The organism is Pseudomonas sp. GW460-LB5, assembly GCF_059423245.1.
Window position 1 is genome coordinate 46,435 of record NZ_JBWKXT010000034.1, and the last position, 19,830, is coordinate 66,264.

At 61.8% G+C, this 19,830-nt stretch carries 15 protein-coding genes; 3 read left to right on the forward strand and 12 right to left on the reverse strand.

The window, feature by feature from the left end; genetic code table 11:
• Positions 1-82: 82 nt before the first annotated feature.
• The 10 genes from AC07XM_RS19845 to mtnA form a co-directional block, all read right to left on the reverse strand.
• A complete protein-coding gene (locus tag AC07XM_RS19845; protein WP_102689524.1) occupies positions 83-1,513 on the reverse strand; it encodes an MBL fold metallo-hydrolase RNA specificity domain-containing protein in 1,431 nt (476 codons plus the stop codon).
• A 102-nt stretch (positions 1,514-1,615) separates the two neighbouring features.
• Positions 1,616-1,879 (reverse strand): lipopolysaccharide assembly protein LapA domain-containing protein, encoded by a 264-nt coding sequence (locus AC07XM_RS19850; RefSeq protein WP_016485360.1) that lies wholly within the window; start codon positions 1,877-1,879, stop codon positions 1,616-1,618.
• A 19-nt stretch (positions 1,880-1,898) separates the two neighbouring features.
• The gene (ihfB, locus tag AC07XM_RS19855) at positions 1,899-2,195 is read right to left on the reverse strand and encodes an integration host factor subunit beta (RefSeq protein WP_016485359.1); all 297 of its coding nucleotides are present in this window, start codon (positions 2,193-2,195) and stop codon (positions 1,899-1,901) included.
• 289 nt (positions 2,196-2,484) lie between these two features.
• Positions 2,485-4,161, reverse strand: a complete 1,677-nt coding sequence (gene rpsA, locus AC07XM_RS19860; protein ID WP_003252673.1) for a 30S ribosomal protein S1 — start codon at positions 4,159-4,161, stop codon at positions 2,485-2,487.
• A gap of 124 nt (positions 4,162-4,285) precedes the next feature.
• Positions 4,286-4,972 (reverse strand): (d)CMP kinase, encoded by a 687-nt coding sequence (gene cmk, locus AC07XM_RS19865; RefSeq protein ID WP_016485358.1) that lies wholly within the window; start codon positions 4,970-4,972, stop codon positions 4,286-4,288.
• Positions 4,969-7,209, reverse strand: a complete 2,241-nt coding sequence (locus AC07XM_RS19870; protein ID WP_016485357.1) for a bifunctional prephenate dehydrogenase/3-phosphoshikimate 1-carboxyvinyltransferase — start codon at positions 7,207-7,209, stop codon at positions 4,969-4,971. Before AC07XM_RS19870 ends, cmk begins: the two co-directional genes overlap by 4 nt.
• 153 nt (positions 7,210-7,362) lie before the next feature.
• A complete protein-coding gene (pheA, locus tag AC07XM_RS19875; RefSeq protein ID WP_016485356.1) occupies positions 7,363-8,457 on the reverse strand; it encodes a prephenate dehydratase in 1,095 nt (364 codons plus the stop codon).
• A complete protein-coding gene (serC, locus tag AC07XM_RS19880; protein ID WP_024717769.1) occupies positions 8,457-9,542 on the reverse strand; it encodes a 3-phosphoserine/phosphohydroxythreonine transaminase in 1,086 nt (361 codons plus the stop codon). Before serC ends, pheA begins: the two co-directional genes overlap by 1 nt.
• Before the next feature lie 147 nt (positions 9,543-9,689).
• Positions 9,690-12,455 (reverse strand): DNA gyrase subunit A, encoded by a 2,766-nt coding sequence (gyrA, locus tag AC07XM_RS19885; protein WP_023047424.1) that lies wholly within the window; start codon positions 12,453-12,455, stop codon positions 9,690-9,692.
• A 497-nt stretch (positions 12,456-12,952) separates the two neighbouring features.
• Positions 12,953-14,029: an S-methyl-5-thioribose-1-phosphate isomerase gene (gene mtnA / locus AC07XM_RS19890; RefSeq protein WP_016485353.1), complete on the reverse strand. Its 1,077-nt coding sequence runs from the start codon at positions 14,027-14,029 to the stop codon at positions 12,953-12,955.
• A gap of 110 nt (positions 14,030-14,139) precedes the next feature.
• Between mtnA and ubiG the strand changes: the two genes are divergently transcribed.
• From ubiG to AC07XM_RS19905, 3 genes are read left to right on the forward strand one after another with little or no spacing between them, the layout of a single operon-like run.
• Positions 14,140-14,838: a bifunctional 2-polyprenyl-6-hydroxyphenol methylase/3-demethylubiquinol 3-O-methyltransferase UbiG gene (gene ubiG / locus AC07XM_RS19895; RefSeq protein WP_012271034.1), complete on the forward strand. Its 699-nt coding sequence runs from the start codon at positions 14,140-14,142 to the stop codon at positions 14,836-14,838.
• A gap of 2 nt (positions 14,839-14,840) precedes the next feature.
• Positions 14,841-15,512, forward strand: a complete 672-nt coding sequence (gene mupP, locus AC07XM_RS19900; protein ID WP_016485352.1) for an N-acetylmuramic acid 6-phosphate phosphatase MupP — start codon at positions 14,841-14,843, stop codon at positions 15,510-15,512.
• A 21-nt stretch (positions 15,513-15,533) separates the two neighbouring features.
• Positions 15,534-16,274, forward strand: a complete 741-nt coding sequence (locus AC07XM_RS19905; protein WP_016485351.1) for a YciK family oxidoreductase — start codon at positions 15,534-15,536, stop codon at positions 16,272-16,274.
• 125 nt (positions 16,275-16,399) lie between these two features.
• Here the strand turns inward: AC07XM_RS19905 and AC07XM_RS19910 are convergent, their stop codons facing one another.
• Together AC07XM_RS19910 and AC07XM_RS19915 are read right to left on the reverse strand one after the other, a co-directional pair.
• Positions 16,400-17,185: an iron-containing redox enzyme family protein gene (locus AC07XM_RS19910; RefSeq protein WP_023047425.1), complete on the reverse strand. Its 786-nt coding sequence runs from the start codon at positions 17,183-17,185 to the stop codon at positions 16,400-16,402.
• Between the two features lie 30 nt (positions 17,186-17,215).
• Positions 17,216-19,672, reverse strand: a complete 2,457-nt coding sequence (locus AC07XM_RS19915; protein WP_060518702.1) for an EAL domain-containing protein — start codon at positions 19,670-19,672, stop codon at positions 17,216-17,218.
• Positions 19,673-19,830 lie beyond the last annotated feature (158 nt).

The following is a 19,830-nucleotide window of genomic DNA, read 5'->3' on the forward strand; positions in this document are numbered from 1 at the left end:
GGGGCGGGCAACGCCACAGCAACAGCCCTCCGGCGAGACCTGCCTCCAACCCGCCCACGCCATGAGCAACTCTTGATTACGGTTACGCAATAACAACATGCCCCTGCTTTGATTGCTGTATTTGTCTACCCTGCAGGGCTAGCTTCAAAGCGACTTTTGCACGCTGCTCACCATGCACCAAAACGATCGTGCTTGGCGATTTATACATCCCTTGGACGAAATCAACCAGGCCCGCCTGGTCTGCATACCCCGAAAACCCACCCACCGTGACTACCTTCGCCCGGATTTCGTACATCTGCCCATCCAGGCCAATCTGCACAAACCCTTCTGCCCCTTCACTCGCCTGTATCACCGCCCCCGGCGTACCCTTGGCCTGATAGCCGACAAACATCACCTCATGCCGTGCATCCCCGAGCATAGCCTTGAGGTAATTGACGATGCGCCCACCCGAGCACATGCCATTGCCTGCTATCACGATCGCCGGTCGCCCGGTGCTTTTGAGGTAATTGACCACCTGCTGATGCCGGGCATGGGTATCCACGCTGATCAACTGGCTGAAATCCAGTGGGTCTCGCCCCTTGGCAAGTCGCGCCCTAGCCTCGGCATTCCAGTAGCCGTGCAGTTCCCGGTACACGCTGGTGATGCGCTGAGCCAAGGGCGAGTCGAGGATGATGGGCAATTGCGACCAGTCGAGCGGGTCACCATCAGGCCCGGGATCAGCGCCGCCCAATAAAGCCTTGCGATGGAGGATGTCTTCCAGCTCGTACAGCAGTTCCTGGGTGCGGCCCAGGCTAAACGCCGGGATGAGGATGGTGCCTTTGTCAGCCAGGGCGCGATCGATGGCGCCTTCCAGCCGTTGCCTGCGGTCGCCGGCCTGGGCATGCAGGCGGTCGCCATAGGTACTTTCCAGCACGAGCACATCAGCACGCTCCGGCGGCTGCACCGGGCGCAGCAACGGGTTGCCACACGCACCCAGGTCGCCGGAAAACACATAGCGGCTATTGGCCTGACCATGCTGCATGTCGCACTCGACATAAGCCGAACCCAACAAATGCCCGGCGCGCTGCAGGCGAATACGACAAGCCAGACCAGGGCCCTCGACCACCGCGTGCCACTGCTCAAAAGGCAGCGGCACGATAAGGTCACGGATGAATTCGATATACCGGGCTACCTGCGCAGGCTCGCTGCTGATGCTTAGTTTGTAGGCATCTTCCAGTACAAGGGGCAGCAGCCGGGCAGAAGGTTCACTGCACAGGATGGGGCCACGATAGCCGGCGGCCAGCAGCGCGGGAATGCGGCCAACGTGGTCAAGATGAACATGGGTGATGACCAGGGCCTGAATGCCCAGTATGCCGAAGCCGAGTGCCGCGCTTTCCGCACCCGTCGCAGCCTCGCTCCCCTGCTCAAGCCCGCGATCGATCAGCAGACTGGTGGACGGGTCAAGGTGCAACTGGTGGCAAGACCCGGTAACGCCGCGGGTACCACCGTGATGGGAAAGGCTGGGATATTCCATGCTGCACACACTCGCCGGGGCCGAAAATGAAGTGGGCTATTACTCCATGAGGGCAGGTGCATGCATAGGTGAGACTTTCCTAAGAGGATGTAGGAAATTTCCTTAGTTGCTGTTGAGTGCCGCCTGACGGGCAGACTCCCTGATCTTGCGCTTGCTGCGCTGCACGCCATAGGCGCCCAGCAAGGGCCCGACTGCCAGGCCAATGACCAGTGCTGCCAGCACAAGTACGGCAACCGGCATTTCCGGCGCAGCCCAGCCGAACAGAACCAGCGACACGGCTTGCTGGTTCTCCAGCACGAAGAACAGCACCACGGCCGCCAACAGCAGCACGAACACCGCCGCCAGGGCGCGCTTGAGGTTACGCATCAGATTGCTCCTTGAGTGCTCAGGCTTCAGCCTCGTCATCTTCGTTGACCCGGTCGCGCAGCTCTTTACCGGGCTTGAAGTGCGGCACAAACTTGCCATCGAGGCTGACCGACTGACCGGTCTTGGGGTTACGGCCCACGCGCGGGGCGCGATAGTGCAGCGAGAAGCTGCCAAAACCGCGAATTTCGATGCGATCGCCAGTGGCAAGGCATTGAGACATCTGCTCAAGCATGGTCTTGATGGCCAGCTCCACGTCCTTGGGCGAGAGCAGGCCCTGATGGGTGACAATACGTTCGATCAGCTCCGACTTCGTCATATTTTTCCCTTCGTTATCAAGCAGCTAGATCATTGCTTAACCAGTTTGTAGCACGCTGGGAGGGATTTGAACAGGGTGGTTCTTGACTTAATAAAAAAATTCAAGATTGAAGTTTTGCAAGAATGGTCTAGAGGGCGGGAGGCGTGTAGGTGTCCGGCGGTGGATTTGCGGTGGCGCTCGATCTTATAGGCGCTGAAAATGCCACGGCGAACCCTCACCACTCAAACGCATTTTCAACTTAAAAAAAAGGGCGACCCGAGGGTCGCCCTTTTTACCGATCAAACAGAACTCAGTTCTGCTTGGCCATTGCTTCGCGCAGCAGCGCAGCCATGGTGGTGTCGGCAGCAGCTTCCGGAGCGTTTTTCAGGCTCTGGATAGCTTCGCGCTCTTCAGCGTCGTCTTTCGATTTGATCGACAGGCTGATAACGCGGGACTTGCGGTCAACGCTGATGATCTTGGCTTCGATCTCTTCGCCTTCCTTCAGAACGTTACGCGCGTCTTCAACGCGGTCACGGCTGATTTCGGAAGCTTTCAGAGTAGCTTCGATGTCGTCGGCCAGGGTGACGATGGCGCCTTTGGCGTCAACTTCTTTCACGATGCCCTTGACGATAGCGCCCTTGTCATTGACAGCAACGAAGTTGGAGAACGGATCGTCTTCCAGCTGCTTGATGCCCAGGGAGATGCGCTCGCGCTCTGGGTCGACCGACAGGATGACGGTTTCCAGCTCGTCGCCCTTCTTGAAACGACGTACGGCTTCTTCGCCGGTTTCGTTCCAGGAAATGTCGGACAGGTGAACCAGACCGTCGATGCCGCCGTCCAGGCCGATGAAGATACCGAAGTCGGTGATCGACTTGATGGTACCGGTGATCTTGTCACCCTTGTTGAACTGGCCGGAGAAGTCTTCCCATGGGTTGGACTTGCACTGTTTGATGCCCAGGGAGATACGACGACGCTCTTCGTCGATGTCCAGAACCATGACTTCCACTTCGTCGCCAACCTGAACGACTTTCGACGGGTGGATGTTCTTGTTGGTCCAGTCCATTTCGGAAACGTGTACCAGACCTTCAACGCCTTCTTCCAGCTCAGCGAAGCAGCCGTAGTCGGTCAGGTTGGTAACGCGAGCTTGTACGCGAGTACCTTCTGGGTAACGGGCAGTGATAGCTACCCACGGATCTTCGCCCATCTGCTTCAGACCCAGCGAAACGCGGTTGCGCTCGCGGTCGAACTTCAGAACGCGTACGTCGACTTCGTCGCCAACGTTAACGATTTCCGAAGGGTGCTTGATGCGCTTCCAAGCCATGTCGGTGATGTGCAGCAGGCCGTCGATACCGCCCAGGTCCACGAATGCGCCGTAGTCGGTGAGGTTCTTGACGATACCTTTGACTTGCTGGCCTTCCTGCAGGGTTTCCAGCAGGGCTTCGCGCTCGGCGCTGTTCTCGGCTTCCAGCACGCTGCGACGCGAAACAACAACGTTGTTGCGCTTCTGGTCCAGCTTGATGACCTTGAATTCCAGCTCTTTGCCTTCCAGGTGGGTGGTGTCGCGCACAGGGCGGACATCAACCAGGGAGCCCGGCAGGAACGCACGGATGCCGTTAACGTCGACAGTGAAGCCGCCTTTAACCTTACCGTTGATAACGCCCTTGACCACTTCTTCGGCGGCGAAAGCTGCTTCCAGAACAATCCAGCACTCGGCGCGCTTGGCTTTTTCACGGGACAGTTTGGTTTCGCCAAAGCCGTCTTCGACCGCGTCCAGCGCAACGTGAACTTCGTCACCGACCTTGATGGTCAGCTCGCCAGCTTCGTTGTAGAACTGCTCGAGCGGGATGACGCCCTCGGACTTCAGGCCAGCGTGTACGGTAACCCAGTCGCCGTCGATGTCGACAACGATACCGGTGATGATCGCACCCGGCTGAAGATTGAGGGTTTTCAGGCTTTCTTCAAAGAGTTCTGCAAAGCTTTCGCTCATTTTAATTCCTGTAGATTCGGGCGAAACAAACGCCCATAACCACATTCCAGACAATGTGGGTTCGTTTTAAGTAAAGGAAAGCCGGCAGGACGTTGACTGGTGCCCCTGCCTGCTTTCCTGGCGATCAGATGAGGTCGCGCTGGGCGATCTCGCTTCTGATACGTTGCAACACCTGCTCGATGGACAACTCGGTAGAGTCCAACTGAATGGCATCGGCCGCCGGCTTCAGCGGGGCCACTGCACGTTGGGTGTCGCGCTCATCGCGCGCACGAATCTCATCCAGCAGACTCGACAGACTAACATCTTCCCCCTTGCCCTTCAACTGCAGGTAGCGGCGACGTGCCCGCTCCTCTGCGCTGGCAGTGAGGAAGACCTTCAACGGCGCGTCGGGGAACACCACGGTACCCATGTCGCGACCATCGGCGATCAACCCCGGCATATCGCGAAATTCACGCTGACGCACCAGCAGCGCATCACGCACTGCCGGCAGCGAGGCGACCATCGACGCGCCCGCGCCAACGGTTTCGGTGCGGATGACGTTACTGACGTCCTCACCCTCGAGGATGATCTGTTGCAGCTTACCGGGCTGGGCTGCGATGAACTGCACATCCAGATGGGCGGCAAGCCGGGTCAGCAGCTCTTCGTTGGTCAGATCGACGCCATGATTGCTGGCGTTGAACGCCAGCAAGCGGTACAGCGCGCCGGAGTCCAGCAGCTTCCAGCCCAGCTCGCGGGCCAACAGGCCGGCGACCGTGCCCTTGCCCGAGCCGCTTGGCCCGTCGATGGTGATGACCGGTACCAGCGAATTCACGACTTGCCCTCTTCCGCCACGCGGATACCCACTTCGGCGCACAGCGCCAGGAAGTTGGGGAACGAGGTGGCGACGTTGGCACAATCGTGGATGCGGATGGGCGCGCTGGCGCGCAACGAAGCGACACTGAAGGCCATGGCAATACGGTGGTCACCGTGGCCATGCACTTCACCACCACCCAACTGGCCACCCTCGATGATGATGCCGTCCGGGGTCGGCTCGCACTTGATGCCCAAGGTAATCAGGCCGTCAGCCATGACCTGGATACGGTCGGACTCTTTCACCCGCAGCTCTTCTGCGCCACGCAGCACGGTACGCCCTTCGGCGCAGGCGGCAGCCACGAACAGTACCGGGAATTCGTCGATGGCCAGCGGCACCAGCTCTTCGGGGATGTCGATACCTTTCAGCCTGGCACCGCGTACGCGCAGGTCGGCCACTGGTTCGCCGCCGACTTCACGCTGGTTCTCCAGGGTGATGTCGCCCCCCATCAGGCGCAGGATATCGATGACACCGGTACGGGTCGGGTTGATGCCAACGTGTTCCAGCACCAGCTCGGAACCTTCGGCGATGGAGGCCGCGACCAGGAAGAACGCTGCCGAAGAAATGTCGGCCGGTACTTCGATGCGGGTAGCGGTCAGCTTGCCACCGGACTGCAGCGAAGCTACCGGGCCGTTGCTTTCGACTGTGTAGCCAAAGCCACGCAGCATGCGCTCGGTGTGATCACGGGTAGGCGCAGGCTCGGTGACAGTGGTCTTGCCTTCAGCGTACAGTCCAGCCAGCAGCAGGCAGGATTTGACCTGGGCGCTGGCCATTGGCAGCGTGTAGGTCAACCCTTTGAGCTTGTGGCCACCGCGGATGGTCAGCGGCGGGCGCCCTTCCGGGCCGGTCTCGACCACAGCCCCCATTTCACGCAGCGGGTTGGCCACGCGATTCATCGGGCGCTTGGACAGCGAAGCGTCGCCAGTCATGGTTACGTCGAACGACTGGCCGGCCAACAGGCCCGACAGCAGGCGCATCGAGGTGCCGGAGTTGCCCACATACAGCGGCCCGGGCGGCGGCTTCAGGCCGTGCAGGCCTACACCATGAATGGTGACGCGACCGTGGTTGGGGCCTTCGATGACCACACCCATGTCCCGGAATGCCTGCAGAGTCGCCAGTGCGTCTTCACCTTCGAGGAAGCCTTCGACTTCGGTGGTGCCTTCGGCCAGCGAGCCGAGCATGATCGAGCGGTGGGAAATCGACTTGTCGCCCGGTACGCGGATTCGCCCGGACAGGCGGCCACCCGGTTGGGCCAGGAAAATCAGATCGTTGGCGTTCATAGCGTCCACATAGGCCCGGCGGGCCAGGATTTTACTAAAATGCTCGCGGGCAACCCGTGCACGGGTGAATACACCCAGCAACTGGTGCCCGTCCCCTTCAGCGATCGCGTCGCGCAAGGCGTCGAGATCGCTGCGATATGTATCGAGTGTGCGCAGGACAGCGTCGCGGTTGGCGAGGAAGATGTCATGCCACATGGTCGGGTCGCTGCCGGCGATTCTTGTGAAATCGCGGAAGCCTCCCGCAGCGTACCGGAAGATCTCGAGGTTTTCATTGCGCTTGGCCAGCGAATCGACCAAACCAAAGGCCAGCAGGTGCGGCAAGTGACTGGTGGCTGCCAGCACCTCGTCATGGCGCTCGACCGACATGTGCTCCACGTCGGCATCCAGCGCACGCCACAGCCGGTCGACCAAGGCCAGCGCGGCCGGGTCGGTTTCGGCCAGCGGCGTCAAAATCACCTTGTGCCTACGGAACAGGGCGGCATTGGAAGCCTCCACGCCGCTTTGCTCGGAACCGGCGATGGGGTGCCCAGGGACGAAGCGTGGCAGCCGCTGCCCGAAGACCGAACGCGCCTCACGGACGACATTACCCTTGGCACTGCCAACATCGGTAATGATCGCATCGCCCAGATCGAGCCGGGCCAGGACGGCCAGGACTTTTTCCATGGCCAGGATGGGTACGGCCAGCTGGATGACATCGGCACCAACACAGGCTGCGGCGAGGTCTTCTTCGCAGCGGTCGACCACGCCCAGGGCCACGGCCTGCTTGCGCGAAGGCGCGTCCAGGTCGACACCGACCACTTCGCGGCACAGGCCGCTTTCACGCAGGCCCTTGGCGAACGAACCACCGATCAGGCCGAGGCCGACCACGACCAGGCGGTTGATGATCGGCTCAGGTTTGGTTTTTGCTGCTTTTACCACTGGTGCGAACCCTGTTCTGAAATCTGGACAGCCTGCTGGACCCTACGGCGCCGCTTCGCGACCCTTTCGCGGCACAAGGCCGCTCCTACAAGGACCCTGCAGGAGCGGCCTTGTGCCGCGAAAGGGCTGCAAAGCAGCCCCAAGGGCCTTGAATCAAAGCACCGCCTTCGGATAAGAGCCCAGCACCTTCAGCGCCACCGCCTCCTGGCTGATCTGCTCGAGCACCGCCTTGATCAGCGGGTCGCGGTGGTGGCCAACGAAGTCGATGAAGAACACGTAGGTCCACTTGCCACTGCGCGACGGGCGGGTCTCGATGCGGGTCAGGTCGATGCCGTTCTGGTGGAACGGCACCAGCAACTCGTGCAAGGCACCTGGCTTGTTGCTCATCGAGACAATGATCGAGGTCTTGTCATCGCCAGTCGGCGGCACTTCCTGGCTGCCGATCATCAGGAAGCGCGTGGAGTTGTCCGGGCGGTCTTCAATCTTTTCGGCCAGGCGGGTCAAACCATACAGGTTGGCCGCCATGTCACCGGCGATCGCCGCCGAGTTCCACTCACCCTTGACCCGCTTGGCCGCCTCGGCATTGCTCGACACGGCCACGCGCTCCACGTTCGGGTAGTGGGCGTCCAGCCACTTGCGGCACTGGGCCAGCGACTGGGCGTGGGAGTAGATGCGGGTGATGCTGTCGGTCTTGGTGTTTTCGCCTACCAGCAGATGATGGTGGATGCGCAGCTCGACTTCACCGCAAATCACCATGTCGTGCTCAAGGAAGCTGTCCAGCGTGTGGCTGACAGCACCTTCGGTGGAGTTTTCCACCGGCACCACGCCAAAGTTGACGGCACCGGCCGCCACTTCGCGGAACACTTCGTCGATAGCGGCCATTGGCCGGCTGATCACCGCGTGACCGAAGTGCTTCATGGCTGCGGCCTGGGTGAAGGTACCCTCTGGGCCGAGATAGGCGATTTTCAGCGGCTCTTCAAGGGCCAGGCACGACGACATGATTTCGCGGAACAAACGCGCCATCTCTTCGTTGCCCAGGGGCCCCTTGTTGCGCTCCATCACGCGCTTGAGCACTGCGGCCTCACGTTCGGGACGGTAGAACACCGGCTTCTCGCCTTCTTTCAGCGAGGCGGTCTTGACCCGGGCGACTTCTTCAGCGCAACGGGCACGGTCGCTGATCAGCTCGAGAATCTTTTCGTCGAGGCTGTCGATGCGTACGCGCAGCGCCTTGAGTTCCTGTTCGGACATCAGCCGTGCTCCTTCTCGAATTCAGCCATGTAGCCAACCAAGGCTTCCACAGCCTCAAGGCCCAGGGCGTTGTAGATGGAAGCGCGCATACCGCCCACCGAACGGTGGCCCTTGAGGTTGAGCAGGCCACGGGCATCAGCGCCGGCGAGGAAGGCCTTGTCCAGGCGCTCGTCAGCCAGGCGGAACGGCACGTTCATCCACGAACGGGCGTTGACGCTGATCGGGTTGGTGTAGAAATCGCTGTTGTCGATGAAGCCGTACAGGCGGTCTTTCTTGGCGCGGTTGCGCTGCTCCATGGCGTCGACGCCACCCTGCTCCTTCAACCATTCGAAGACCAGGCCCGAGAGGTACCAGGAATAAGTGGCCGGGGTGTTGTACATCGAGCCGTTGTCAGCCGAGACCTTGTAGTCGAGCATGGTCGGGCAGCTGCTGCGGGCATGGCCCAGCAGGTCTTCGCGAACGATGACCACCACCAGGCCGCTGGGGCCGATGTTCTTCTGCGCGCCGGCGTAGATCAGGCCGAACTGCGACACGTCGATGGGGCGCGAGAGAATGTCGGAGGACATGTCGACCACCAGGGGCACATCACCAGTCTGCGGCACCCAGTCAAACTGCAGGCCACCAATGGTCTCGTTGGACGCATAGTGCACATAGGCGGCGTTTTTGGTCAGATTCCAGTCGTTCTGGCCAGGGATGCTCAGGTAGTCGTAGGGCTTGGCACTGGCGGCGACGTTGATGTGGCCGAAGCGGCGCGCTTCTTCGATGGCCTTTTTCGACCAGATACCGGTTTCGATGTAGTCGGCAGTGCCGTTTTCCGGCAGCAGGTTCAGCGGAATTTCGGCGAACTGCTGGCTGGCGCCGCCCTGCAGGAACAGCACCTTGTAGTTGGAGGGGACGGACAGCAGGTCGCGCAGGTCCTGCTCGGCCTTTTCGGCGATGGCCACGTAGTCGTCGCTGCGATGGCTCATTTCCATCACCGACAAGCCCTTGCCGCGCCAGTCCAGCATCTCGGCCTGGGCGCGCTGCAACACAGCATCAGGAAGCGCGGCAGGGCCTGCGCAGAAGTTAAAGGCTCGTTTGCTCACATCCACTCTCGCTCTGCCAAATAGAACAAAATCATAATTCGGTGGCCACATTCCATGCAGGATCGGTGGCGCCTGCATCGCGGGCAAGCCCGCGCCTACACAGGCAAACGGGGCGACCTTGGTCGCCCCGTCCGGGTTTACGCTCGCTTACTCCTGCGGGGCCTCTTCGGCACCCGCAGCGTCTTCATTGTCTGGCGCTTCAGCCTCGGTGCCCTCCTCGTCCACCTCGATCACTTCATCGAGTTCGTCCTCGGACGGCTCCTGGATCCGCTCCAGGCCCACCAGTGTTTCATCCGCCGCCAGCTTGATAAGCGTCACACCCTGGGTGTTACGGCTCAGGCTGGACACTTCGCCAACACGGGTGCGCACCAGGGTGCCCTGGTCGGAAATCAGCATGATCTCCTCGCCTTCCTGCACCTGGATAGCACCGATCAGCAGGCCGTTGCGCCCTTTGGTACCCATGGCAATCACGCCCTGGCCACCACGGCCGCGACGCGGGAACTTGGACAGCGGGGTGCGCTTGCCGAAGCCACGCTCGGAGGCAGTGAGAATCTGCGAACCGGATTCCGGGATCAGCATCGAAATGATCTGCTGGCCTTTGCCCAGCTTCATGCCGCGAACACCACGGGCAGTACGGCCCATTTCACGCACTACGCTCTCGGCGAAACGGATGACCTTGCCGGCGTCGGAGAACATCATGACTTCTTTGGCGCCGTCAGTGATGGCCGCCGCAATCAGGGTGTCACCTTCCTTCAGCTTCAGGGCGATCAGGCCGTTGGAGCGTGGGCGGGCGAACTGCACCAGCGGGGTTTTCTTGACGGTACCGGAGGCCGTGGCCATGAAGATGTAGGCGCCTGTCGGCTCTGCCACCCACTCTGCGGTGTCGCCATCTTCCTCGTCGACTTCCTCGGCCTCTACCAGCTCACCCTCAAGCACGGTGTCATCAGCGTCTTCCAGCTCTTCGTCAAGGTCAGCGTTCTGCTGCAGCGCTTCGAGGTCGATCTGCAGCATGGCGGTGATGCGCTCACCTTCCTCCAGCGGCAGCAGGTTGACCAGCGGGCGACCACGGGCAGCGCGGGACGCTTCGGGGATTTCGTAGGTCTTCTTCCAGTACACCTTGCCCTTGCTGGAGAACAGCAACAGGGTGGCATGGCTGTTGGCGACCAACAGGTGCTCGATGTAGTCCTCGTCCTTCACGCCGGTCGCCGACTTGCCTTTACCGCCACGGCGCTGGGCCTGATAAGCGGACAATGGCTGGGTCTTGGCATAACCACCGTGGGAGATGGTGACCACGCGCTCTTCTTCCGGGATCATGTCGCCGTAGTTGAGGTCGTGGCTGGCATTGAGAATTTCGGTGCGGCGCACATCGCCGTATTCGGCACGGATGGCTTCCAGCTCTTCGCGGATCACTTCCATCAGGCGCTCTGCGCTGCTGAGGATGCGGATCAGCTCGCCGATCTGCTCGAGGATTTCCTGGTACTCGGCCAGCAGCTTCTCGTGCTCAAGGCCGGTCAGGCGGTGCAGGCGCAGGTCGAGGATGGCCTGGGCCTGTTCCGGCGACAGGAAGTACTTGCCGTCATGCAGGCCGTACTGCTCCGGCAGGTCCTCAGGGCGGCAGGAATCGGCGCCGGCGCGCTCGACCATGACCTGCACGGCACTGGATTCCCACGGCGTGGAAACCAGGGCTTCCTTGGCCTCGGACGGGGTTGGCGACGCCTTGATCAGGGCGATGACCGGGTCGATGTTGGACAGTGCAACCGCCTGGCCTTCAAGGATGTGGCCACGCTCACGGGCCTTGCGCAGCTCGAATACGGTACGGCGTGTCACCACTTCACGGCGGTGACGGACGAACGCTTCGAGCAGGTCCTTGAGGTTGAGCAAACGCGGACGGCCGTCGATCAGGGCGACCACGTTGATGCCGAACACGCTCTGCAGCTGGGTTTGCTGGTAGAGGTTGTTGAGCACCACTTCCGGCACCTCGCCGCGGCGCAGCTCGATGACGATGCGCATGCCGTCCTTGTCGGACTCGTCGCGCAGCTCGGTGATGCCTTCGATCTTCTTCTCTTTTACCAGCTCGGCGATCTTCTCGATGAGGCGCGCCTTGTTCAGCTGGTACGGCAGCTCGGTCACGACGATCTGCTGACGGCCGCCAACCTTGTCGATGTCTTCGATTTCGGAGCGGGCACGCATGTAGATGCGGCCACGACCGGTACGATAGGCCTCGATGATGCCCTGACGGCCGTTGATGATACCGGCAGTCGGGAAGTCCGGCCCAGGGATGAACTGCATCAGCTCATCGATGGTGACTTCGGGGTTGTCGATCAGCGCCAGGCAGCCGTCGATCACTTCACCGAGGTTGTGTGGCGGAATGTTGGTCGCCATGCCCACGGCGATACCGCTGGATCCGTTGACCAGCAGGTTGGGAATACGGGTCGGCATGACCGCCGGGATCTGCTCGGTGCCGTCATAGTTGGGCACCCAGTCGACGGTTTCCTTGTGCAGGTCGGCCAGCAGCTCGTGAGCCAGCTTGGTCATGCGCACTTCGGTGTATCGCATGGCCGCAGCGTTGTCGCCGTCCACCGAACCGAAGTTGCCCTGACCATCGACCAGCAGGTAGCGCAGCGAGAACGGCTGGGCCATACGCACGATGGTGTCGTAGACCGCAGTGTCGCCGTGCGGGTGGTACTTACCGATCACGTCACCGACCACACGGGCGGATTTCTTGTACGGCTTGTTCCAGTCGTTGCCCAGTTCGCTCATCGCATAGAGAACGCGACGATGCACGGGCTTCAAGCCGTCACGCGCATCGGGCAGCGCTCGCCCGACAATCACGCTCATCGCGTAGTCGAGGTAAGACTGTCTCAGTTCGTCTTCGATATTGACCGGGAGGATTTCTTTGGCCAGTTCGCCCATGAGAAGCCTGATTCCTTTTTCTGGTGAAACTTCGCAGCTCCATCAAGGGCCGAACGAAGCTCGCCGCCGCAGCGCATAAGGGTGCGACGACTTACGACAAATCAATGAGTTGTGCCATGGATCTGCGCAATGAAGGCCGCCGTGATGAGCGGTCTTGGAAACTGCCGGATGTTATCACAAAGGCGGGGGCGGTGGGGAGAGGTGGCACGGGGTGCTTGCCTTGAATATTGTGTCGCCTGGGAGAACGAGCGCCGCCCGCGCGGCGCATCGCGAGCTACGCTCGCTCCTACGTTTGTTTCGGGCCAGTCAAGCCTGTGACAGGCGTGCGCGACCGCCATTTTTGTACGGCACGATAGCGTGCCATGCGCCAAGGGGGCCGCGCGCAAACGGCACAGGAAAAATTGGCCCGAAACAAACGTAGGAGCGAGCACAGCTCGCGATGCGCCGCGCGGGCGGCGCTCGATCTAAAAACGACAGACGTCTATCGCCTTACGCTCTCAATGCAGCCGCTTGCGGCAAATCAACTGGGCCAGCTTGGCGGTATCCGGGCGCTCTACGATGCCCCGCTCGGTCACGATCACGTCGATCAAGTCGGCCGGGGTCACATCGAACACCGGGTTGAACACTTCGACATCCGGTACCGCCGGGGCACCGCCAAAGTCCAGCCACTCGTCGGCGTCACGCTCTTCCAGCGGGATATCCTCGCCGGTGGCCAGGTTCAGGTCGATGCTGGTGCTCGGCGCCACCACCATGAAGCGCACGCCGTGGTGCATGGCACTGACCGCCAGCTGGTAAGTGCCGATCTTGCTGGCCACGTCACCATTGGCAGCAATGCAGTCCGCCCCCACCACCACCCAGGTGATGCCCTTGCTCTTCATCAGGTGCGCCAGCGCCGAGTCGGCACAGAGCGTTACCGGGATGCCTTCGTTGGCCAGCTCCCAGGCGGTCAGGCGCGAGCCTTGCAACCAGGGGCGAGTCTCGCCGGCGTACACCCGCTCGACCATGCCCTCCAGGTAGCCGGCGCGAATCACCCCCAGGGCGGTGCCAAAACCGCCGCTGGCCAGGGCACCGGCATTGCCGTAGGTGAGCAGGGCCTGGGCATTGCCCTGATGACGACGGATCAGCTCGATACCTTGCTGGGCCATGGTCAGGTTGGCTTCACGGTCGCTTTCGTGGATGGCCACGGCCTCTGCCTCCAGCACGGCCAGCACGTCTTCATCAGGGCGCAGGCGCAGCAGGCGTTCGCGCATGCGGTTCAGCGCCCAGAACAGGTTGGCCGCCGTGGGGCGTGCTTCGGCAAGGGTGAGGTAGTCTTCTTCCAGGTCCATTTCCCAGTCGCCACCCTCGGCCAGCCGCTCTTCCAGGGCCAATACCAGGCCGTAGGCCGCGGCAATACCAATGGCCGAGGCGCCGCGCACCGCCATGTCGCGGATTGCCGCCGCCACCTGCGCAACATTGTCGCAGGCCAGCCAGCGTTCCTCCGACGGCAGCAGGCGCTGGTCGAGCAGGTGCAAGATGCCGCCCTGCCAGCGGATCCCGGTCACCTTCTCCGCCGCCAAAAGTCGCTCGCGCATCGCCTCTCCCCGTGGTTCGCATGTCAAAAGCCGGCGATTATAGCGAGCCTGGGGGCCGAGCGCTCGGGTATACTCCGGCCCAATTTTGCGAAGTTTCAGAGGACTGTTCAATGAGCAACGTCGACCGCGCCGAAATCGCCAAGTTCGAAGCGCTGGCCCACCGTTGGTGGGACCGCGAAAGCGAGTTCAAGCCGCTGCACGAAATCAACCCGCTACGCGTCAACTGGATCGACGAGCGGGCCAGCCTGGCCGGCAAGAAAGTGCTGGACGTAGGCTGCGGCGGCGGCATCCTCAGCGAAGCCATGGCCCTGCGCGGCGCCACGGTAACCGGTATCGACATGGGCGAGGCACCACTGGCGGTGGCCCAGCTGCACCAGCTGGAGTCGGGCGTACAGGTGGAGTACCGGCAGATCACCGCCGAAGCCCTGGCCGAAGAAATGCCTGAACAGTTCGACGTTGTCACCTGCCTGGAAATGCTCGAACACGTCCCCGACCCGTCCTCGGTGATTCGCGCCTGCTACCGTATGGTCAAGCCAGGCGGCCAGGTGTTCTTCTCCACCATCAACCGCAACCCCAAGGCCTACCTGCTGGCCATCGTCGGCGCCGAGTACATCCTGAAGATGCTGCCGCGCGGCACCCATGACTTCAAGAAGTTCATCCGCCCGTCCGAACTGGGCGCCTGGAGCCGTGATGCCGGCCTGCAGGTGAAGGACATCATTGGCCTCACCTATAACCCGCTGACCAAGCACTACAAGCTCAACAGCGACGTCGACGTCAACTACATGATCCAGACCCTGCGCGAGGAATGAGCATGCGTTTGCGAGCAGTACTCTTCGACATGGACGGCACCTTGCTCGACACGGCGCCGGACTTCATCGCCATTTGCCAGGCCATGCTCGCCGAGCGCGGCCTGCCAGCCGTTGACGACCACCTGATCCGTGGCGTGATCTCTGGCGGCGCCCGCGCCATGGTTGCCACTGCGTTTGCCATGGACCCGGAAGCCGAGGGCTTCGAGGCCCTGCGCCTGGAGTTTCTGGAGCGCTACCAACGCGACTGCGCGGTCCACAGCAAGCTGTTCGACGGCATGGCCGAGCTGCTGGCTGACATCGAAAAAGGCAACCTGCTGTGGGGCGTGGTCACCAACAAGCCGGTACGCTTCGCCGAGCCGATCATGCAGCAGCTGGGCCTGGCCGAGCGCTCGGCACTGCTGATCTGCCCGGACCACGTGAAGAACAGCAAGCCTGACCCCGAGCCGCTGACCCTGGCCTGCACCACCCTGGGCCTGGACCCTGCCAGCGTGCTGTTCGTTGGCGACGACCTGCGCGACATCGAGTCTGGCCGCGACGCTGGCACGCGCACGGCTGCGGTGCGTTACGGCTATATTCATCCAGAGGACAACCCCAACAACTGGGGTGCCGACGTGGTGGTGGACCACCCGCTGGAACTGCGCAAAGTGATCGACAGCGCGCTGTGTGGCTGCTGAACTAGAGACAGGGAATACACAATGTTCGACTACACCGCCCGTCCCGACCTGCTGCAAGGCCGGGTCATCCTGGTTACCGGCGCCGGCCGCGGCATTGGTGCCGCGGCCGCAAAGGCTTACGCTGCACTGGGCGCCACCGTGCTACTGCTGGGCAAGACCGAGGCCAACCTGAACGAGGTCTACGACCAGATCGAAGCCGCCGGACACCCGCAACCGGTGGTCATCCCGTTCAACCTGGAAACCGCCCTGCCCCACCAGTACGACGAGCTGGCAGTGATGATCGAAGACCAGTTCGGCCGCCTGGACGGCCTGCTGAACAACGCCTCGATCATTGGCCCGCGCACGCCGCTGGAGCAGTTGTCGGGCGACAACTTCATGCGCGTGATGCACATCAACGTCGATGCCACCTTCATGCTCACCAGCACCCTGCTGCCCCTGCTGAAGCTGTCGGAAGACGCCTCGGTGGTGTTCACCAGCAGCAGCGTCGGCCGCAAAGGCCGGGCCTACTGGGGCGCCTATGGCGTGTCGAAGTTCGCGACCGAAGGCCTGATGCAGACCCTGGCTGACGAACTGGAAGGCGTGGCACCCGTGCGCTCCAACAGCATCAACCCGGGCGCCACGCGCACAGCGATGCGGGCCCAGGCTTACCCCAGCGAAAACCCGCAGAACAACCCGCTGCCTGAAGAGATCATGCCGGTGTATCTGTACCTGATGGGGCCGGACAGCAAAGAGGTGAATGGGCAGGCTCTCAACGCCCAATAAGCTTTTTTGCCTGTCCTGGCCCTATCGCCGGCAAGCCAGCTCCCACAGGATCACCGCAGGCCAGGGCAATGTGGAATCCCTGTGGGAGCTGGCTTGCCGGCGATAGGGCCAGTACAGGCGAAAGATCAGCCGGCCGCCAACGCCGGGCGCAAACGGCCTTGCTGGCGGCTCTCCAGCTGCATGCACCGCTCCAGGAACAGGTACATGCAGTCGTAACTCTTGCAAATCGCCCTGCGCAACTCGGTACGCAGCCCAAGGCTCGGGTTCTCGCCGGCCAGGGTACAGATGATTTCCAGCGCCTCCCAAGGGTGCGCATCATCGTACTGGGCATGCATTTTCAACCACTTCATCGCCCGCTTGCGCTGGTCTTCCGGGAAGCCTTGGGCGTAGGTATCGGTCGAGCACACCACCGCCGACCATTCCCCGGTCGCACCCTCGATGGCGTAGTTGGTCGCTGCCATGGAAATGGCCAGGTTCTCGGTGGCGCACACGCGCCAGCACCAGTCGTTCAGGCCGTTCAGCTCGGGTGGCACTTCCTGGGCCTGCAAATCATGCAGGTGCACACCATGGGCCTGGCACCAGTTCACCCAGTAGTCGGCATGGTTGAGCTCGACGCGGATGTTGCGCATCAGCCAGCGCCGCGCCATGTCTTCGCCCTGATGGCGGCCATAGCGGGTCTTGGTCAGGTTATGGGCCATGTACAGAGAGAACTGCTCCACCACCGGCCAGCCACCGATCAGGTACTGACGAATGGTCGACTGCTTGAGCTGGCCGTCGCGCAGGCGAGCGTAGAACTCATGCTCCACCACCCGGCGCTTGCTCTCCCGGCAGTCTTCAATCAGTTGCTGGGCCCATTGGGGGTAGCTGGCGGGGTCCATCAGAGGCCCGATACGAACGAATGCATCAATCACTTTCAGCTCCTTGATCCTTGTGATTTCTCGCTAGCGAAATGTGCCAGGTGCCCGCTGCAACAGAGGCCGGGCGGCAATCCGTTGGCGCTGCAGACTGTCACAGGTGAACACCTGGGGGCGCTCGATCAGGTAACCCTGGGCGTAATCCACGCCTATTTCCTGCAGGGCCTGCTCGATCAAGGGTGTTTCGACGAACTCGGCGATAGTGCGTTTACCCATGACATGGCCGATGTGGTTGATGACCTCGACCATGGCCCGGTTGATCGGGTCGTCGAGCATGTCCTTGACGAAACTGCCGTCGATCTTCAAGTAATCCACCGGCAAATGCTTGAGGTAGGCGAACGACGACATGCCGGCGCAGAAGTCATCCAGCGAAAAGCGGCAGCCCAGCCCCTTCAACTCGTTGATGAAGCGAATGGCACTGCCCAGGTTGGCAATCGCGCTGGTTTCAGTGATTTCGAAACAGATCATCCGCGGCGGAATGGCATACTCGACAAACAACCGCTGCAGGTATTCAAGGAACTTGTCATCGCCAATGCTCGACCCTGACAGGTTGATCGCGCAGGTCGACAGCGGCCCTTCGCGGCCTTCGTCCAGGCATTGGCGCACAACCTGGAACACATTGCGCACCACCCAACGGTCCAGCGCAGTCATCAGGCCATAGCGCTCGGCCGCAGGAATGAAGCTGCTGGGCAGGATGGTGCGGCCACTTTCGTCGTGCAGGCGCAGCAGGATTTCGACATGGCCTGGGCCTTCAAAGGCTTTCAGCGGCGCTATTTCCTGTGCGTAGAGGCAGAAGCGGTTTTCTTCCAGAGCCACGTGCAAGCGCTGGATCCAGGCCATTTCGCCAAAACGCATGGACAGCTCGCTGTCGTCGGTGTGGTACACCTGTACGCGGTTGCGGCCCTTCTCCTTGGCCATGTAGCAAGCCATGTCGGCGGCCCGCAGCGAGGTCTCCAGGGTGCCAGGTGCCTGGGCCATGTGCACCAGGCCGACGCTGACCGTGGTGACGAACGGCCGCCCCTTCCACACAAAGTGCAAGCTCTGCACCATCTGGCGCAACTGCTCGGCAATGCGCTCGGCCTGCTCGGGCGGGCAGTTTTCCAGCAGCACGCCAAACTCATCGCCACCCAGCCGCGCCAGGGTATCGCCTTCGCGCAGGCCCGATTGCAGCACAGCGCAGATGTGCCGCAACAATTCGTCGCCAGCGGCATGCCCGCAGGTGTCGTTCACCAGCTTGAACTGGTCAAGGTCAAGGAACATCAGCGAATGCCGCCCGGCCTGGCGCGCCAGGCCGTTCAGCGCCTGCTCCAGGCGGTATTCGAACTCACGGCGGTTGGCCAGCCCGGTCAGGGCGTCATGGGTAGCCTGCCAGGACAGGTTGGCGATGTACTGCCGCTCCTGGGTCATGTCATGCAGCACCAGGACGATGCCACTGAGCTGGCCGTTACTGACGATCGGCGAGCCCACCAGGTTGATCGACACGGTGCTGCCATCCAGGCGCTGGATCAGCCGGGCATGCTCGGCGCCGCCCTTGAGGCTGCCACTCAGTACCTGCTCGACCAGGCTGCGGCCATCTTCCTCGGCCTGCTCGTCCACCAGGCTGAACAGCGCCGACAACGGCAAGCCCTGGGCCTGGCCAGACTGCCAATGCGTCAGTTGCTCGGCGGCTGGGTTCATGTAGCCGATGCAGCCATCCACGTCGGTGGTAATGACCGCATCGCCAATGGCCTGCAACGTGGTCTGGGCCCGCTCTTTTTCTTCCTGCAGTGCGCTGGCAAATGCCTGCCGCTGGGCCAGCAGCTTGCTGGAGCGGCGCCAGGCAATGGTAATGAGGAACATCGCTGTCAGCAGGTTGGTAATCAGCAGCACCCGCAGCAACATGCGCGAGCCTTCGCCCAAGGCATCGCTGAACGCCTTGGCCGCCGGCGTGACCCCTTCGTTGATGGTGACGATGCGGGCTTTCCAGGCGTTGACTGCCTGGGCGTCGACCGGGCCATTGGCAAAACTTTGGCGCATCTCGCCGGCCAGTACATCGAGCTTGGCCAGGTAGTCGTCGCCGATGTCCCAGTAGTCGATGGCTGTCTGCATGTAGCTGATGTTGCGAAAGTTACGGTAGAACCAGATGATCCGTTCGACATCGTTAGAGTGGTTGCCGCCTTGCAGCACAGCTTGGCGCGCGGCAGCCAGGTCGGGGCTGGGGTGGTCAAGCACCTCGCGTAGCTGGTGGTCACCCTGGGGCACGGTAATGGCCTGGCGATAACGCTGGTAGGTGCTTTCGTCGCGGGTGTCGGCGTACAGGTTCAGGTAATAGATGGCGTCTTTCTGCGCCTTGGACCACAGGCTTTCGCCCGCGACATAGGCACGCACGGCCGACAGCGTATAAAGGCTGAGGCTACCGAGTGCCACCTGGAAGACCACAACGGCGATGAAGGGCCAAGTGATGCCGAGCAACTTTGGCGCTTCGAGTGTGCGATGTCCCTTCATGGAGTCCCTGTCACAGAGCAGATAAGGCGCAAATCGACCCAGACAAGCACAGCGTAGGCCATCTGCCATCAACGTGACGGGGTTTTTTATGACAGGGAATCGCAGGATTTGCACGCACGCTGTGGGAGCGGCCTTGCGTCGCGAAAGGGCTGCAAAGC

Coding starts and splice junctions, on each gene's coding strand:
- AC07XM_RS19845 (WP_102689524.1), bottom strand. CDS start 1,513: ATGGAATATCCCAGCCTTTCCCATCACGGTGGTACCCGCGGCGTTACC.
- AC07XM_RS19850 (WP_016485360.1), bottom strand. CDS start 1,879: ATGCGTAACCTCAAGCGCGCCCTGGCGGCGGTGTTCGTGCTGCTGTTG.
- ihfB (WP_016485359.1), bottom strand. CDS start 2,195: ATGACGAAGTCGGAGCTGATCGAACGTATTGTCACCCATCAGGGCCTG.
- rpsA (WP_003252673.1), bottom strand. CDS start 4,161: ATGAGCGAAAGCTTTGCAGAACTCTTTGAAGAAAGCCTGAAAACCCTC.
- pheA (WP_016485356.1), bottom strand. CDS start 8,457: ATGTCCGAACAGGAACTCAAGGCGCTGCGCGTACGCATCGACAGCCTC.
- gyrA (WP_023047424.1), bottom strand. CDS start 12,455: ATGGGCGAACTGGCCAAAGAAATCCTCCCGGTCAATATCGAAGACGAA.
- mtnA (WP_016485353.1), bottom strand. CDS start 14,029: ATGCGCGAGCGACTTTTGGCGGCGGAGAAGGTGACCGGGATCCGCTGG.
- ubiG (WP_012271034.1), top strand. CDS start 14,140: ATGAGCAACGTCGACCGCGCCGAAATCGCCAAGTTCGAAGCGCTGGCC.
- mupP (WP_016485352.1), top strand. CDS start 14,841: ATGCGTTTGCGAGCAGTACTCTTCGACATGGACGGCACCTTGCTCGAC.
- AC07XM_RS19905 (WP_016485351.1), top strand. CDS start 15,534: ATGTTCGACTACACCGCCCGTCCCGACCTGCTGCAAGGCCGGGTCATC.
- AC07XM_RS19915 (WP_060518702.1), bottom strand. CDS start 19,672: ATGAAGGGACATCGCACACTCGAAGCGCCAAAGTTGCTCGGCATCACT.